Source organism: Bifidobacterium sp. AGR2158 (assembly GCF_000424225.1).
Taxonomy (GTDB): domain Bacteria; phylum Actinomycetota; class Actinomycetes; order Actinomycetales; family Bifidobacteriaceae; genus Bifidobacterium; species Bifidobacterium anseris.
Window position 1 is genome coordinate 124,679 of the sequence record NZ_AUJM01000011.1, and the last position, 17,063, is coordinate 141,741.

The following is a 17,063-nucleotide window of genomic DNA, read 5'->3' on the forward strand; positions in this document are numbered from 1 at the left end:
GTATCGTTCATCGGCGCGCCCGTCCCGATGCGCGTGCGCTATGCGCGATGTATGGGTGCGGGAAGTGTTCGGCGGTCGTTGTTTCAGACGATGCGCTTGTGCGAGGCGAGGAACTGCACGGCCTCGGCGATCGCGGAGTCGCGGTCGGCGCCGGTAAACGGATGGCCGAGGTGCGCGTACAGGCTCACCGCGCAGTTGGGCATCGCCGCGCCGTATTCTCTGGCGGCCCCCTCGCCGATGACGGCGTCGTCCTCGCCCTGGATGGCGAGCGTCGGTCCCTTGAACATCGCCGTCGTCTCATAGATCGGCAATGTCTGCGCAATGCGCACGTATTTGCCGGCGACCGTCTTGCCGTTGGCAAGCGTGATCGTATCGGGGACGTGGTTCACGTCGAAGGGCACACCGAGCAGCGTGCCGCGCAATGCGTCGTCCTTGATCGTCGCGGCCGGCGCGAGCATAACGAGATTGTTGATGACGTCGGAGTACATACCCGCCGTCATGCCGGCGATGACGCCGCCCTGCGAATGTCCCATCAGCGAAATCTCGGTCGGCTGGATGCACATGCGCACATAGTCGAGCACGGCGATCGCGTCCTCGATCTGGTTGAACACGTCGGAATTGGCGAAGTCGCCGTCGCTGCTTCCGCGGCCGTTGAAGTCGAAACGCACGACGGTGAAGCCCTGTTCGACGAGTCCGTCGGCGATCTGCTGGTAGACGTCGCCTTCCTTGGCGCCCATGTCGCGCATGAACCCGTGCATGAAGATGACGGCCGGCCCGTGCGGCGCATCCTGCGGCCGTTCGACGAGTCCGCGCAGCGTGAGCCCATCACGTGTGATGTTGATTTCCTCGCTTGTCTTGTCCGTCATCTGCCATCCTCCTGACCATTGGCGTGCACTACCGGCAATCGTAGACGTCACCGCCGCACCCGTCCCCCATTCAAGCCGAGAGCCAACCTCCTACCGGTAGCTTTCAGATTCCTTACGGGCTGCACGGCGATTCCTTACGGGCTGCACGCGTTGATTGCTTACCGGCAGTACCGCTACCGGTAAGCGTCCCCTTGCTACCGGTAGTCGAAACAACACCGGTAAGCAATCAGCATTGCTACCGGTAGTCAGTACAACGCTGCTACCGGTAGGAGTGGGACGGGAGGGCACGCACACTGCTTGGAAGAGGACGCGCGGCGCAGCATACGCACAAGGGCGGGGCGGAACTCTTGGGTTCCGCCCCGCCCCTACATCGACGAAGCGATATGCATCAGCCGGATGCGTCCATCAGCACGTCCAAATCGACGTCCGAATCAACGTCCACACCAGCCGGAGAGACTCAGTCGTCCTCCTCCGGATCGTAGTCGACGCCGGTCTCCGCACGCTGCTCGTCGCTGATCGGCGCAGGTGCGCCTGTGAGCGGGTCGCGGCCGCCGCCGGCCTTCGGGAAGGCGATGACGTCGCGGATCGAGTCGGCGCCGGCGAGCAGCGCGACGGTGCGGTCCCAGCCAAGCGCGATGCCCGCGTGCGGCGGCGCGCCGTACTTGAAGGCCTCAAGCAGGAAGCCGAACTTGTCATTCGCCTCCTCAGGCGTGATGCCGAGCACGTTGAGCACGCGGTCCTGGATGTCGTCGCGATGGATACGCACCGAGCCGCCGCCCATCTCGTTGCCGTTGCACACGATGTCATACGAGTCGCTCATCGCATGCTCCGGATCCTGATCGAAGGTGTCGATCCAATCCTTCGACGGCATCGTGAACGGATGGTGCATCGACGTCCACTTCGAGTGGCCGACGGCCACGTCGTCGTCATCCGGATCGTCGGTACGCTTGAACAGCGGGAAGTCGACAACCCACGTGAACGCGAACTCGTCGGGCTTGAGCAGTCCGGCGCGCTCGGCGAGTTCGACACGCACGGCGCCGAGCAGCAGCTGCGAGGATTCGCGAGCGCCCGCGGCGAAGAACACCGCGTCGCCGTCCTCGGCTCCGACGGCCTCCTTGAGACCTGCGCGCTCAGCCTCGGACAGGTTCTTCGCGACCGGTCCCTTGAGTTCGCCGTCCTCGGCGAAGACGACGTACGCGAGACCCTTCGCACCACGCTGCTTCGCCCAATCCTGCCACGCGTCGAACTGACGGCGAGGCGTCGCGGCGCCGCCCTTGAAGAGCACGGCGCCCACGTACGGCGCCTGGAACACGCGGAACGGCGTGTCCTTGAAGTAGTCGGTGAGCTCGACGAGTTCGTTGCCGAAGCGCAGATCCGGCTTGTCCGAACCGTACTTGTCCATCGCGTCCTGCCACGTGATGCGGTCGATCGGCAGCTTGATGTCGTAGCCGTCGGCCTTCCAGATCGCCGCGATGACCTGCTCGGCCATCGCCATGACGTCCTCCTGGTCGACGAAGGCCATCTCCATGTCGAGCTGCGTGAACTCGGGCTGGCGGTCGGCGCGGAAGTCCTCGTCGCGGTAGCAGCGCGCGAACTGATAGTAGCGTTCGACGCCCGCGACCATGAGCAGCTGCTTGAGCAGCTGCGGCGACTGCGGCAGCGCGTACCACGAACCCGGCACGAGACGCGCCGGCACAACGAAGTCGCGCGCTCCCTCCGGCGTCGACTTGATCATCGTGGGCGTCTCAACCTCGGTGAAGCCGAGCTTGTCGAGTTCGGTGCGCGCGGCGCGCATCATGTCCGAACGCAGCTTGACGTTGCGCTGCATCGCCGGACGACGCAGATCGAGATAGCGGTACTTGAGGCGCACGTCCTCGCCCGGCAGCTTGTTCTCGGATTCGTTTTCGAGCGCCGTGGACACCTGGAACGGCAGCGCGTCCGACTTGGCGAGCACGTCGATTTTGTCGGCGACGACCTCGACCTTGCCGGTCGCGAGATGATCGTTCTCGTTGCCTTCCGGACGCAGGCGCACGGTGCCTTCGACCTCGATGACGTATTCGCTGCGCAGCGGCCGCGCCAGCTCCTCGTCGTTGATGACGACCTGCACGAGTCCGCTGTTGTCACGAAGGTCGATGAAGGCGACGCCGCCGTGGTCGCGGCGACGGTCGACCCAACCGGCGAGCGTGACGCGTTCGCCGACGAGATCCTCGGTAACCTCGGTGGCGTGATGGGTGCGATAAGCCGTCTGGCTCATACTTCCTCTATTCTGTTCGTTTTTCGGTTGTTGTGGTTCGTTCGTTTGCGCCGACGCGCGCCGCGTCGACGAGACCGTGTCCGCTCGACGCGCAGCGCCGCGGACAGTGGCGACTCAGGCGTTCGTCGTCACCGTTTGCCGGGCATACACAGTATCCGGCTCCCATGACTGCGCATCGGCGTCGATCTGCTCGCCGCTGACGATGTTCTTCACCTGGTCCGGGCCATCGTCCGTCGGGTCCTCGTTGGGGAACCACACGTACGGGATGCCGAGTTTGTCGGCGTATTTGATCTGCTTGCCGAGCTTGGCCGCGCTCGGTGCGACGTCCGCCGCGATGCCGCGCGCACGCAGCTGACGCGCGACCTCGTTCGAGTCGGCACGGTTCTCCTCGTTCCACACGGCGACGAGGACGCACGCCGGCGAGATGCGCGACGCGGTCGCGCCCGCCGAGTGCAGCATATAGGAGACGAGCCTCGACAAGCCGATCGACAGGCCGACGCCCGGGTATTTGCGGCTGCCCTGCGTCGCGAGGTTGTCGTAGCGGCCGCCCGAGCAGATCGAGCCGAGCGAGTCGGCGCCGTCGAGGAAGGTCTCGTAGACGGAGCCGGTGTAGTAGTCGAGTCCGCGGGCGATCTTGAGGTCGGCGATGACGGAGCCGGGACGGATGCGCGCGGCCTCGTCGACGATCATCGTCAGCGTGTCGAGGCCTTCCTTCGCCATCGCGTAGTCGTCGCCGTCCATATCGATGTGGTGGATCTCGCACAGGCCGTTGAAACGGTCGATGAGCGCGCCGCCGTCGGACGCGGTGATCTGCGCGAGTTCGAGGCATGCCTTCGCCTGGTCGGGCGTCGCGCCGCATTCGGACACGAGCAGCGAGGCGACCTCGTCGGCGCCGATCTTGTCGAGCTTGTCGATCTCGCGCAGCACGCCTTCGATGTCTTCAAGGCCGAGGCCGCGGTAGAAGCCTTCGGAGAGCTTGCGGTTGTTGGCGTGGACGGTGGCCTTCGGCAGACCGAACTCACGCAGCCGTTCGAGCGCGCCGACCATGACGAGCGGCAGCTCGACCTCATAATGCTCGGGCAGCGTGCCTTCACCGACGACGTCGATGTCGGCCTGCACGAACTCGCGGAAACGGCCCTCCTGTGGACGTTCGCCACGCCACACCTTCTGGATCTGCCAACGCTTGAACGGGAACGGCAGCTGGCCCGAATGCTCGACGACGTAGCGGCTCAGCGGCACGGTGAGGTCGAAATGCAGACCGAGACGCTGCTCGACGGGGGTGTCGGACTCATGGCCGACCTCCTGCAGACGCGAGAGCAGGTAGATCTCCTTGCTCGTCTCGCCCTTCTTGAGCAGGCTCGACCCCTGTTCGATCGCGCGGGTCTCGATGCCGATGAACCCGTTGAGTTCGAATACTTCACGAAGCGTGTCGATGACACGCTGCTCCACTACGCGTTCAGAGGGGAGCCACTCTGGGAAACCTGAGATAGATGCACCTTTTGCCACGGTTCCACATCATAAGGGATGTCGCGGAAAATGTATCGATACCATTGCCTACACTAAGGGCGTAAGAGTGTGAATACGTTCCCATTCTTACGTGTCCACCAAGCCTAAGGAGCTGACCATGGCCGACAACAACGTCACCGAACCCCAGACCAACGACCCGACGCAGCAGAGCGCTGCCACCGAGGCGGCGAAGAGCGCGAAGGCGGCGCCGACGCCGGCGGCCATCAAGGCCCATGCTCCCTCACCGGCGGCGTTCGCGAAGAGCGCGACGCATGCGCCGGCGGCGAAGACCGGCGGCTTCGGCGAATCGGAGATCAAGGACGCGGAGCGCTTCGGCCGTGTCGATGACAACGGCACCGTCTACGTCAAGGACGGCGACACGGAACGTGAAGTCGGACAGTTCCCGGACGCCTCGAAGGAAGAGGCGCTCTCGCTGTACGCGCGCCGCTACCTCGACCTCAAGGCGAAGCTCGATCTGTTCGCGCAGCGCCTCAAGTCGAACTCGATCAAGCCGCGCGAGATCGACGAGACGGTGACAGCGCTCGGCGAGGAGCTCGCCAAGCCCGACGTCGTCGGCGACATCCCGGCGCTGCGCACCCGTTTCGAGGAGCTCAAGACGAAGGCGCAGGAGAAGAAGACATCAATCGCCAACGCACGCAAGGAGGCCGTCGCGAAGGCGGTCGCCGAACGCACGAAGATCGTCGAGAAGGCGGAGGAGCTCGCCGCGAACCTCGGCGACAACACGAACTGGCGTTCCACGGCGGACAAGTTCCGTTCGCTGTTCGACCAGTGGCAGCAGCATCAGCGCACGACGGTGCGCATCGACCGTGCGGACGCGGACGCGCTGTGGAAGCGTTTCTCGTCGGCGCGCACGACCTTCAACCAGTCGCGCCGCAAGTGGGCGCAGGCGCGTGACAACGAGCGCGCGACCGCACGCAAGGCCAAGGAGGCAATCATCGCCGAGGCGAACGAACTCAAGGATTCGACCGCCTGGGTGGAGACCTCGCATCGTTTCAACGATCTGATGGCCCGCTGGAAGCAGGCGGGACGTGCAGGCCGCCAGGAGGACGACGCGCTGTGGGCGCAGTTCCGCGAGGCGGCGGACACGTTCTTCAACGCGCGTCAGGCCGACCGTGACCAGATGAACACCGCCGAGAAGGAGAACCTCGCGAAGAAGGAGGCGCTGCTCGTCAAGGCCGAGGCGCTTGTGCCGGTCAAGGACGAGGCCGAGGCGAAGAAGGCGCGTCAGCAGCTCGCCGAGATCCAGGAGGAATGGGATCAGATTGGCTACGTGCCGCGCGAGGACATGCACCGCATCGAGTCGCGTCTCGACGACGTGGACAAGCAGATCAAGGCCGTCGAGGACGCCGCATGGAAGCGCAGCGACCCGGAGGCGGACGCCCGCAAGTCCAGCTTCGAAGGACAGCTCAAGGCGCAGCTCGATGAACTCGACGAGCAGATCGCCAAGGCGAGCGACCCGAAGGTCAAGGCGAAGCTCGAGGCCGAAAAGGCCACGAAGGAGCAGTGGCTCAACGCGATCATGTGATCGCCGCCAGCCGCATCGCAGCCAATACAAAGAGAAAGAGGAGGGATGCGCCCAAGGGTGCGTCCCTCCTTTGTTGTCTTTGTGCGTTGTCTTTGTCGCCCTCCCCCGCCGCCTTCCGCTACCGGTAGCACTGCTCCCCAATCCTTACGGGCGGTTCGCATCGCACGCGACGCTTACGGACAGCATTGTCTTACGGGCAGCATGGTCGTATGGGCACGGTCTTCTTACGGGCGGTATCACTCACGCATCATGCTTACGAGCAGCACTACCCGAACGCACACATGTCGTTGCCTGCGATGACATGCGCGGAGACAACAACAGTGCAACGGACACCCGAATCGGATATCCGCTGCACCATGAAGAACACTGCGATCGATAAGAAATCGCAATCACAAAAACAATGCATAATCAGCGCATCGCAGGCAGCGCCCCGTAAGCGAGGAGGTCGTCGCCCGTAAGTGCCACCCATAGGCGATGCCACCGCTAAGCAGCACCGCCCGTTATCGGTAGCGCGCGCCACCAATAAGCGCCGCTACCGGTAACGCGATCGCTACCGGTAGCGGTCGCAGATGTCACTCGAAGAGAACCATGTTCGGGTCGTCGGTGGCGGTCTCGTACTTGGTGCCGTCATAGACGAGGAAAGCGCCGGACTGCATGTCCTTGCCGCTCAGGTGCTCCATGTTGACTTCGCTGATCTCGTTGACGATGGCCGCGAGCGCCGGACCTTCCTGAATGTACTGCGCGGCGTTGAGCGAAGCCTCCTGCTCGTCACGCGGCGCGGCGGCGAATACGTCGTCGGCGTAGGCGCCGATCGCGGTGCGCAGCGGATCGTCGGCATCCTCGAACTGCGCGCCGAGCCACGACTTCACCGTCTCATGTGCGATCGTGAGCAGCGGCGTGCGGAAGCTGTCCGTCTTCAGCGACGAGCGCATCGTGTCCACGTCCTGCGCGGCCGTGTCCTCGTTGATGAATGACGTTTCCTCATCAGATCCGACATGTGCCGCGATCGTCGAGACCGCCGCCTTGACGAAGTCCGACGCGAGCGCGCCGACACCTTCGCTGTCAGGGAAGTATCCGTCGAAGGCGTCGTGCTGATACACCTCATATGCGCGCGTCAGCGCCTCCGCGTCGATTGTCTGCGAGTCAATCGTGCCAAGTTCCAAAGCAGCCATAGTGCAAGTCCTTTCGTATTCATCGTCTTTTTCGATGACTACTGACGATGGTAGGCGCGCCGCCCGTGACCTCCAATGATTCTCCCCATCAGGGGAATCGCCGGATATGCACGGCCATTTCGGCATGGTTCTGCCGCATTTTCCGCCCGCCGCATTTACGCATGGCGAACCGACCTGCATGCGGCGTCGCGTTGTGCAAGGGACCGCGCATCCGGTAAGCATGAACGATGTGCCGCCCGTAAGAACGACGCCGCCTATAAGAGTGACGTGCTGCCGATAAAACGATGCCACCCGTAAGTGCAAGGTGCTGCCTGTAAGAATGACGCTGCCCGTAAGAACAACGCCGCCCGTAAGAGTGAGGCTGCCTGTAAGTACAACGACCCGTAAGGATGACGTACCGCAAGAACGACGTGCTACCCGTAAGCACAACGACTTCCCGTAAGAGCCACGCCTTTACAGCCCGGAAAAACGCGAAAGGGCGCGCACCGGAGTGGTGCGCGCCCTTTCGCGTAGGGTCAAAGGCCGTCAGCGGCAGATCATTCGGCGCCGCCAACCGGCTGCGGCTCCTCAACGACGATGTCCTTGCTCTCGTCGCCCTCGTCGGCCGCGGGCAGCTCGAAGGGTTCGCCCTTGAAGGTGAACTCGCCGAGGATGCCGTCGCCTTCGGCGTCGACGATCACGCGTTCGTTGTCCTTGAGCTCGCCCATCAGGATCTTCTCGGAGATCGTGTCCTCGATGTCGCGCTGGATGACGCGACGCAGAGGACGCGCACCGAGCAGCGGATCGAAGCCCTTCTCCGCGAGCAGATCCTTCGCCTTGTCCGTCAGGTCGAGCTCCATGTGGCGCTCGAAGAGACGATCGTTGAGCTGCTTGACGTCCAGATCGACGATCTGGCGCACCTGCGGCTCGGTGAGCTGGCGGAACACAATGATGTCGTCGAGACGGTTGAGGAACTCGGGACGGAACTGCTGCTTGAGCTCGTTCGAGACCTGATCCTTCATCCGCTGGTAGCTCGACTCGGTGTTGTTGCCCATGTTGAAGCCGGTGTTCGCCGCTTTCGCGATGTCACGCGTGCCGAGGTTCGTCGTCAGGATGATGATCGTGTTCTTGAAATCGACCTTGCGTCCCTGACCATCGGTGAGATGGCCGTCGTCGAGCACCTGCAGCAGCGTGTTGAAGATGTCTGGATGCGCCTTTTCGATCTCGTCGAAGAGCACGACCGAGAACGGCTTGCGACGCACCTTCTCGGTGAGCTCGCCGCCCTCCTCGTAGCCGACGTATCCCGGAGGCGCGCCGAAGAGGCGCGACGCCGCGTACTTCTCGGAGAACTCCGACATGTCGACGCGGATGAGCGCGTCCTCATCGTCGAACAGGAACTGCGCGAGCGTCTTGGCGAGCTCGGTCTTGCCCACGCCGGTCGGGCCGGCGAAGATGAACGATCCTGCAGGACGCTTCGGATCCTTGAGTCCCACACGCGTACGACGGATCGAACGGGACAGCGCGGAGACCGCCTCGTCCTGGCCGATGATGCGCTTGTGGAGCTCCGATTCCATCGACATGAGCTTCTTCGATTCCGCCTGCGTGAGCTTGAACACCGGGATGCCGGTGCTCTGCGAGATGACCTCGGCGATGACGTCCTCGTCGACGACCATGCGGACGTCGGATTCGCCTTCGCGCCAGGCCTTCTCCTTCTCCTTGCGTTCGCTTTCCAGCTTCTCCTGGCTGTCGCGAAGCTCGGCGGCCTTCTCGAACTCCTGATCCTTGATCGCCTGGTCCTTGTCCTTGGCGATCTTCGCGATGCGGTTGTCGAGCTCCTTGAGCTCCGGCGGGGCCGTCAGACGCTTGATGCGCAGACGCGCGCCGGCCTCGTCGATCAGATCGATCGCCTTGTCGGGCAGGTTGCGGTCCTGAATGTAGCGCGCGGAGAGCTCCGCGGCCGACTGCAACGCGCCGTCGGTGATCGTCACGTGGTGATGGTTCTCGTAGCGCGCACGCAGACCCTTGAGGATCTCGATCGTCTCGGCGATCGACGGCTCGGCGACCTGAATCGGCTGGAAACGACGTTCGAGCGCCGCGTCCTTTTCGATGTACTTGCGGTATTCGTCGGTCGTCGTCGCGCCGATCGTCTGCAGTTCGCCACGAGCGAGCATCGGCTTGAGCATATCGGATGCGCCAAGTGCGCCGTCCGCGGAGCCCGCGCCGACGATCGTGTGGATCTCGTCGATGAACAGCACGATGTCGCCGCGCGTCTTGATCTCCTTGAGCACCTTCTTGAGGCGCTCCTCGAAATCGCCGCGGTAGCGCGATCCTGCGACCATCGAACCAAGGTCGAGCGAATACACCTGCTTGTCCTTGAGCGTCTCGGGAACGTCGCCCGCGACGATCTTCTGCGCGAGCCCTTCGACGACGGCGGTCTTGCCGACGCCCGGCTCGCCGATGAGCACCGGGTTGTTCTTCGTGCGACGCGACAGCACGACCATGACGCGCTCAATCTCCTTGCTGCGTCCGATGACCGGGTCGAGCTTGCCTTCCTGCGCCTCGGCGGTGAGGTTGCGGCCGAACTGGTCGAGGATGGCGGAGCCGCTCTGGCCGCGCTTGTCCTGCACGCCGCCGGCGTTCGCCATGTCGCCCTTGTCGTCCGAACCGTTCGAATTGCCACGGATCATGTCGATCGTCGTGGTGCGCAGTTCCCCGAGGTCCACGTCCATCTTGATGAGGACCTGAGTGCCCACGCCTTCACCCTCGCGGATGAGGCCGAGCAGGATGTGTTCGGTGCCGATGTAGCTGTGCCCCAGCTGCAGTGCCTCACGCAGCGAAAGCTCCAGCACCTGCTTGGCGTGCGGTGTGAAGGGTATGTGGCCGTTCGGCGCCGCATTGCCCTTGCCGATCATCTCTTCGACCTGCTTGCGCGTGTCCTCGAGCGTGACGCCTTTGGCCTCCAGGGCCTTTGCGGCGACGCCCTCTCCCTCACGAATCAGGCCGAGCAGCAGATGCTCGGTGCCGATATAGTTGTGCTGGAGGGCACGAGCCTCTTCCTGCGCGAGCACGATGACGCGCCGCGCACGGTCGGTAAACCGTTCGAACATGCTTGTCCTTCCATGACTTGGTAATTCCACATCACTCTACAGATTTCTGATGACGTTTATTTCCACGTCGTCCGAGTTTCTCCGCCGGACGACTACGTTATGCTTGAAGACGGTGAGCGAAGCCGTGCGCCGGAGCGTGCGCGGCGGGGAACACGGCCGACGCCGCATGGGCGACGCGGCCCATCCATCTACCAACGAAGGAGCAACGCATGAGCGCAACCATCGATTCTCTCAATCCCTCCGGGGACATCGTCGTCGGCGTCGACGGCTCCCCCGAATCGTTCTCTGCGCTGCGCTGGTCGCTGCAACAGGCGCGGCTTTCCGGGCAGCGCGTCAACGCCGTGTACGGCTGGTCGTATTCGTGGGACATGGGTCCCGAACCGTCGAACAAGGAGGAGGCGGACGCGCTGCGCAAGCGCATCGCCGACGAACTGCACGTCTGGGTGGAGTCGGCGTCGAAGGACATGGATCTCGCCGACGAGCAGATCAAACTGACGTCGTTCCGCGCGGCGGCGAGCACGGCGCTGCTCGAGATCGGCGCGAACGCGCAGCAGATCGTCATCGGACGCCGTTCGATGAGCCGTGTCGCCCGCTGGCTGCTCGGCTCGCTCTCCTCGTCGCTCGCCGAGGAGGCGACCGTCCCGGTCACGATCATCCGCAGCGCGCAGGACGAGGACATCGACGTGCAGGATCAGATCGCGAACGCGTTGTCGCCGAACGATCAGGACGTGCATTTCGTGACGCCGCACGTCGAGATCCCGCGCACGGCGCGCCCGATCGTCGTCGGCGTCGACGGCTCGGACACGTCGCGACGCGCGCTCGTGTTCGCGGCCGGCCTCGCGAAGCTCAACGACGCGCCGCTGCACGTCATGTTCTTCTGGAGGATCAAGGATCTGGGCACCGTGCCCGGATACGAGACGAGCGTCGCACCGATGGAAGTCGCCCAGAAGTACGCGATGCACCGCCTCGAGGAGTTCATCGACACGACGAAGCTGCCGAAGTCGCTCGACGTGACGCCGAACGCGTTCCACATCTCCCCCGGCAAGGGTCTCGTCAGCGCGTCGCGGTACGCGCGCCATGTCGTCGTCGGCTCGCGCGGACTGAACGGATTGGACGCGCATTTCCTCGGCTCGGTCTCCAAGCAGGTGATTAATTCGGCCGAATGCAACGTCACCGTCGTGCACTGAGCGATGTACTTGCGGCGCGGTTCACCCTGAGCTCAGCGTCGCGGCGCATCCGGCCGCATCGGCGCATAGACTAAGTGGATTTGGAAGGCTGATGAGGACACGATGACGAACGACACGCATGCACAGGACGAGAACGCGAACAACGATGACGAGATGAACGGCGATGTGAACGACGGCGGCACGACGTCGGCGCATGAGATCGAGGAGTCGGTCTCGGCGGACGACGCGACGAAGGAACCGTCGACCGACACCGTCGAGTTCAATCGGCCCTCGCCGCCGTCCTTCGCGCCGCATGCCACTGGCAGCGACGACGATGATGACAATGACAACGATATCGGCGACAACGATGCCGATGACGACAGCGACGACAGCGAAGGCTACAAGTCGGCGCTCGCCAAGCACAAGGATGGCGACGACCATCCAGATCATGAGGGCCATGACGAGCTGCGCCGCTCAACGGAACGCCGCCACCGGCTGCCGTGGCTGACAATCGTCATCGGCGTGCTCGTGCTGTGCGCGGCCTTCGGCTACCTGTACGCGAACGGCAACATCAACGGCACGCCGCGCGCGCAGGCGATGAGCTCATGCCAGACGGAGGCGGCGAAAGCGTCCGAGGCGAAGCGGCTCGCGGACATGGCGATCAGCTCGGCGAAGTCGTACATCGACGACCCGAAGACGACGATTGACTCAACCGACCTGCGCCGCCTGAACGTCCTGATGGACGACGCCGGCAAGGAGCCGGCGATCCCGGCGTGCACGATCACGACGCGTGACAACGATCTCAAGGCGCACGCGAAGACGTCGAAGGAGCTGCACGACGTCTACATCACAATCGCGAAGGAGCTGCTGGCGATCACCGGCGGCACGATCGACGGCCTCGACGCCGCATCCTCCACCGAGACGACGACGCCGGAGCCGACGGCGACCGTCACCGAGGAGCCGGCCGTGACGCCGACACCGACCGCCACCGAGGAATCGTCGCCGACTCCGGCGCCAAGCGCGAGCGCGTCGTCGTCCGCCTCGCCGTCGCCGAGCGCGACCTCCTCGCCGTCCTCGCCGTCGTCACCGAGCGCGTCGTCGTCGCCGAGCGCGTCGTCGTCGCCGTCGTCCGACGCTTCCACCGACCAATCGACGACGTCGCATACGAAATCGCAGTCGGCAAGACAATCGAATGCGAAGTCGGACGCAGCCTCCACGGCCGACCGCTGACGGGTGCCTGATACGCAACTGAAGCGGGGCGTGTGACGAATCCTGTTCGTCACACGCCCCGCTTCACGTATGGAGTCAGCTGTGCTTGTAGACTGCCGGGCGTCAGTCGTGCGCCTCCTGATACGGCTCGGCCGTGTCGTCGTCCGCCGTATCAGCATCCGCAGCCACGACATCTTCCGTGGGTTCGACTTCGTCCGCGGTTTCGGCCTCGGCGATCTCCTCCGTCGTCTGCACGGGATCCTCTGGTGATTCCTCGGTTTCTTCGACCTCTTCCGTGGATTCCGCCTTGGCAGATTCCTCGGCAGCCGCGTCCTGTGCATCGACCTTCGCCTTGAGCGTGTCGTCGAAGTCCTCGCCTTCACGCTCGGCGTCGCCCGTCAGTTCGGCGACGATCTGCGTGTGGCCCATCGTGTCCGCATCGTCCGCGTCGGCGACGACCTCATGCTGCTCGTCGGCGACGATATCGTCGGCCGCGTCGACGATCTGCTGCGCCGACGTCTGCTGCTCCGTCGTGGCCGTGTCCTCATCGACAATCGTCTCGTCGGCGACCTCACGCGGTGTATCGGCGTCGGGCATCGGCACGTCGGCGTCCTGCGCGGCGCGGCGTTCCTCGTCGCGCAGGACGGCAACCGTCTGCGCAGCCGCATCCTCATGACCGTGCTTCTTCGCGTCGACGACCGTTTCGATCAGTTCGACGTCGCCGCGTTCCTCACGCGGACTCTGCGCGACGATGTCGATGTGCACGTCGTCGTAGGCGGGCTTCGTCTGGATCCACAGACGGCTCGGCTCGGGCGGTTCAATCTGCGAATGCTCGCCACAGCCGTGGTCGAGCGAGACGACGCGGCCGTCGTCGGGACTCCACCGGTTCGCGCAGACGCCGAACATCTCGGACAGGTCACCGCGCAGCGGAATGAAGAAGCCACATGTCGAGCACACGTTGCCGTTCGCCGTCTTCGTCGACAACGACTTCGGTCCGTGCGGGCCGTCGTACCAACGCTGCGCCGTCTGCGCGCGTCCGATCGCCGACATCACCGAACGCCGCGACAGATCGAACTCCTCGATGACGTCATGCAGATCCTGCTGCGTCGTCGCCGAACCGTCCTCGCCGTGCGCGTCGTCGACATGTCGATGTTCGGTATCCTCGGCGTTGTCGATGCTTGCGACGTTCTCGACGCCCTCGGCGGCCTCGGTCACCGTTTCGACGCCCTCGGCGACCGCCGCGGCGTCGTCGAGCCGCGTCTCGGTGACCGTTTCCGCCGCCGATTCGGCAGCTGATTCGGCGTTCTCGGCCGTATCCTTCACCGCGTCCTCATTGATTTCGCCATGCGTCGACTCGATTTCGGCGACCGTCTCCTCGGTGACGCCGGGCTCAAGCCGTTCGTCGTCGGACTCGGTGCCGATCGAATCGGTCACCGACAGGTCCGACGGTTCGAGACGATCCTTCCACGGCACCCACGGCGGCGGCAGCAGTGCCTTGTCGGTCGGGATCAGCGACGCCTCGTCGACGGTCCATCGGTCTGCCTCGACGTCGTGGAACAACGTGACCGACCACTGCCAGCCTTCGTAGCCGACCATCGTCGCCACGAAACGGAAATCGGTCACGCCGTCCGAGGTCGTCTCGCTCGTCACGAAGTCGCCGACATGGGCGGCATCCTGCGCCGTGTCGATCGCGACGGCGCGCGCGAGCGCCTCCGGGTCAAATTCTTCTGCCATCGTTCATTCCTGTACGTCGAAGTTGTCCGCAACGGCGCGCAGCAGCTGCGCAAGCTTGCGGCTGTCCGTCTGCGACGGGTAGCGGTGGCGGCGCAGCTGGTTGCCGGCGTTGTCGAGGAGCTTGATGAGGTCCTCGACGATCGCGGCCATGTCGTCCGGCTTCGGGCGCGTCGCCTTGACGAGCGACGGCGCCGCCTTGACGGGCGTCACGTTCATCGCGACCGGTCCGCGGCTGGCGTCGACGACCGAGTATTCGACACGGGCGCCTTTGCGCAGCTCGCTCACCCCAGCAGGGAGCGAAGTCTGGGGAAGGAACACGTCCGAACCATCATCGCCGGTGATGAATCCAAATCCCTTCTTCGCATCGAACCAACGTACACGTCCGCTAGGCATGTCCACCTCTCACTTACCAGATTGTCCTGTTGCCGCCATCCGTTGGGCGGCCCCGCGTTCTTACCAAAACTTCATTCTACCGCACCGCCTGCGCATCCGTCGAGCGCTTGCGCTCGGCATAGCCGCACATTGACTCCGCGCCCGTCCGCTCAGCCCTGACGGCGCCGTCCTCTGCTCTGCCGGTCCGTCCGCTCCGCACCGGCGTCCGCAGGCTGCGGCGATGCAGCGGCGCCGGAGGACTCGCCGTGCCCGCGACGCGCGGTGTCTTTACGTGCGGCATCCTTGCGTGTTGATTCCTTGTGCGCAGTGTCCTTACGCGCAGTGTTCTTACGCGCAGATTCCTTACGCGCAGATTCCTTGCGCGCGGCGTCCTTATGCGCCGTGTCCGCGGCGGCCGCATCCTCCAACGTCGTGTCGTCGCCGTGCGTGAGCGGCAGGACGAGCGTCAGCGTCAGGCCGCCGCCGTCGCTTTCGCCTGCACAGATGAAGCCCTGATGCGCGTTGATGACCGACTGCGCGATCGCCATGCCGAGTCCGGTGCCGCCTTTGAGGCGCGCACGCGACGGGTCGGCGGTGTAGAACCGTTCGAAGATTCTCGGACGTGCCTCGGCGGGCACACCCGGGCCGTGGTCGGCGAAGCGCGCGACGGCGACCATCATGCCGCGGTTCGTCGTCGCATATTCGGCGGCCGCGCGCAACACCCGCACCATCGATTCGTCATCGGGCGGCAGCTGCGTCAGTTCTTCCGCGTCCATCGACACGCCGATGACGCCGAGCGAGAGTTCGACCGGCGAATCCTGCGGCGTGTAGCGGTGGATGTTGCCGACGATGTTCGTGACGACCTGCTGCAGCCGTGCACCGTCGGCGATGATCGTGACCTTCGGCAGCGGCCCGTCGGTCATCGCCAGCCGCGGATGCGCGGGATCGTTGAGATTGAGGCCGACGACGCCGGTGCGGATCCGGCGTTCCGGGTCGAGCGCGTGCAGGTCGCTCGCCGAATCCGCGAGCACGACACCGAGGTCGACGCGCTGCGTGATCGAGATGCCGCGGCCTTCGTCAAGCCTGGCAAGCGACAGCAGATCCTCGACGAGCACCGTCATGCGCGCGCTCGACGCCTCGATATGGTCGATCGAATCGTCGGCGCGTGCGAGCGCGTCCGCCGGGTCGCCGGCGCCGCGCTGCATCTTGTACAGCTCCGCGTAGCCGTGGATCGCGGCAAGCGGCGTGCGCAGCTCGTGGCTCGCGTCGGAGACGAATCGTTTCATCTTGTCGGTCGTCGCCTGCTGCTGGCGGAAGCTGTGTTCGATCTGCGCGAGCATGAGGTTGAGCGAACGCGCCAGCGAGCCGATCTCAGTGCCCTCCGGCGCCGAGGGAATGCGCTGCGAGAGGTCGCCGTTGGCGATCTTCGCGGCCGTCTTCTCGATGCGTTTGAGCGGTTCGAGCGTGCGTTGCACGAGTAGCGCACTGACGACACCGCCGAGCATGACGACGGCGATGCTCACCATGACGCAGAACTTCGTCAGATTGTCGATCATGTCGATCTGGTTGCCGAGCGACAGACCGATGTAGATGATGCCGCGGTCATGCTGGATGCCGTTCGCGTCCTCGCTGATCCAGCGCAGCGCGACTACGCGCCACGGATATTCGGCCATCGTCATCGTCGAATGGTCGGGCGTGCGCGTCGCGTTCGACGTGTCGACGATCGCCGGCGTCGTATAGGGCTTGGCGAGTTCGTGGCCGGCGAGGTCGCCGTTCTCGGGCAACCGCGGGCGCGAGACGACGCCGTCCTTGTACACTGGCTGCAGCAGCACCGTCGACGTGTGCGAGGTCGCGTCGTAGGCCTGCACGTAGTAGCTGATCATCGGGTTCGACGCGTTCGCCTTGTCGTTGAGCAGCACCGTGTTCTTGAAGACGAGCTCCGCCTGCTGCAGCAGCTGGCTGTCGGTGCGCTGCATCATGTAGTTGCTCACGAGCTGCGTGATCGCCAGCGAGATGCACACAGTGCCCACCGACAGCAGCACGATGATCGACGCGACGAGCTTCGCACTCAACGAGACATGCGCCAATGGGCCGTCCTCGCCGCGCGAGGACGTGCCCGTGCCGGTCTTGCCCATCGTCTGTGCCTCCCCTG

The 17,063-nt window shown here is 64.5% G+C and carries 11 protein-coding genes; 3 read left to right on the forward strand and 8 right to left on the reverse strand.

Annotated features, from left to right (window positions below; genetic code table 11):
- Positions 1-83: 83 nt before the first annotated feature.
- The 3 genes from G606_RS0100895 to hisS form a co-directional block, all read right to left on the reverse strand.
- A complete protein-coding gene (locus tag G606_RS0100895; RefSeq protein ID WP_026644417.1) occupies positions 84-866 on the reverse strand; it encodes an alpha/beta hydrolase in 783 nt (260 codons plus the stop codon).
- A gap of 457 nt (positions 867-1,323) precedes the next feature.
- A complete protein-coding gene (gene aspS, locus G606_RS0100900; protein WP_026644418.1) occupies positions 1,324-3,120 on the reverse strand; it encodes an aspartate--tRNA ligase in 1,797 nt (598 codons plus the stop codon).
- 114 nt (positions 3,121-3,234) lie between these two features.
- Entirely contained in the window at positions 3,235-4,626 is a 1,392-nt protein-coding gene (gene hisS / locus G606_RS0100905) for a histidine--tRNA ligase (protein WP_026644419.1), read from the reverse strand.
- A gap of 118 nt (positions 4,627-4,744) precedes the next feature.
- Between hisS and G606_RS0100910 the strand changes: the two genes are divergently transcribed.
- Positions 4,745-6,172, forward strand: a complete 1,428-nt coding sequence (locus tag G606_RS0100910) for a DUF349 domain-containing protein (protein WP_026644420.1) — start codon at positions 4,745-4,747, stop codon at positions 6,170-6,172.
- Positions 6,173-6,744: 572 nt separating this feature from the next.
- Here the strand turns inward: G606_RS0100910 and G606_RS0100915 are convergent.
- Both G606_RS0100915 and G606_RS0100920 read right to left on the reverse strand, forming a co-directional pair.
- Entirely contained in the window at positions 6,745-7,344 is a 600-nt protein-coding gene (locus G606_RS0100915; protein WP_133120883.1) for a hypothetical protein, read from the reverse strand.
- Between the two features lie 536 nt (positions 7,345-7,880).
- A complete protein-coding gene (locus tag G606_RS0100920) occupies positions 7,881-10,430 on the reverse strand; it encodes an ATP-dependent Clp protease ATP-binding subunit (RefSeq protein WP_026644422.1) in 2,550 nt (849 codons plus the stop codon).
- 209 nt (positions 10,431-10,639) lie between these two features.
- Between G606_RS0100920 and G606_RS0100925 the strand changes: the two genes are divergently transcribed.
- Both G606_RS0100925 and G606_RS0100930 read left to right on the forward strand, forming a co-directional pair.
- Positions 10,640-11,617, forward strand: a complete 978-nt coding sequence (locus tag G606_RS0100925) for a universal stress protein (RefSeq protein WP_034523301.1) — start codon at positions 10,640-10,642, stop codon at positions 11,615-11,617.
- A gap of 102 nt (positions 11,618-11,719) precedes the next feature.
- On the forward strand, positions 11,720-12,826 hold the full coding sequence (locus tag G606_RS0100930) for a hypothetical protein (RefSeq protein ID WP_026644424.1): 1,107 nt from the start codon (positions 11,720-11,722) through the stop codon (positions 12,824-12,826).
- 102 nt (positions 12,827-12,928) lie between these two features.
- Here the strand turns inward: G606_RS0100930 and G606_RS10615 are convergent, their stop codons facing one another.
- The 3 genes from G606_RS10615 to G606_RS09360 all read right to left on the reverse strand — a co-directional run bounded on the left by G606_RS10615 (position 12,929) and on the right by G606_RS09360 (position 17,046).
- Entirely contained in the window at positions 12,929-14,539 is a 1,611-nt protein-coding gene (locus G606_RS10615; RefSeq protein ID WP_051198285.1) for a DUF3027 domain-containing protein, read from the reverse strand.
- 3 nt (positions 14,540-14,542) lie between these two features.
- On the reverse strand, positions 14,543-14,932 hold the full coding sequence (locus tag G606_RS0100940; RefSeq protein ID WP_026644425.1) for a cold-shock protein: 390 nt from the start codon (positions 14,930-14,932) through the stop codon (positions 14,543-14,545).
- Positions 14,933-15,081: 149 nt separating this feature from the next.
- Positions 15,082-17,046, reverse strand: a complete 1,965-nt coding sequence (locus G606_RS09360) for an ATP-binding protein (protein WP_051198287.1) — start codon at positions 17,044-17,046, stop codon at positions 15,082-15,084.
- Between the last annotated feature and the right edge of the window lie 17 nt (positions 17,047-17,063).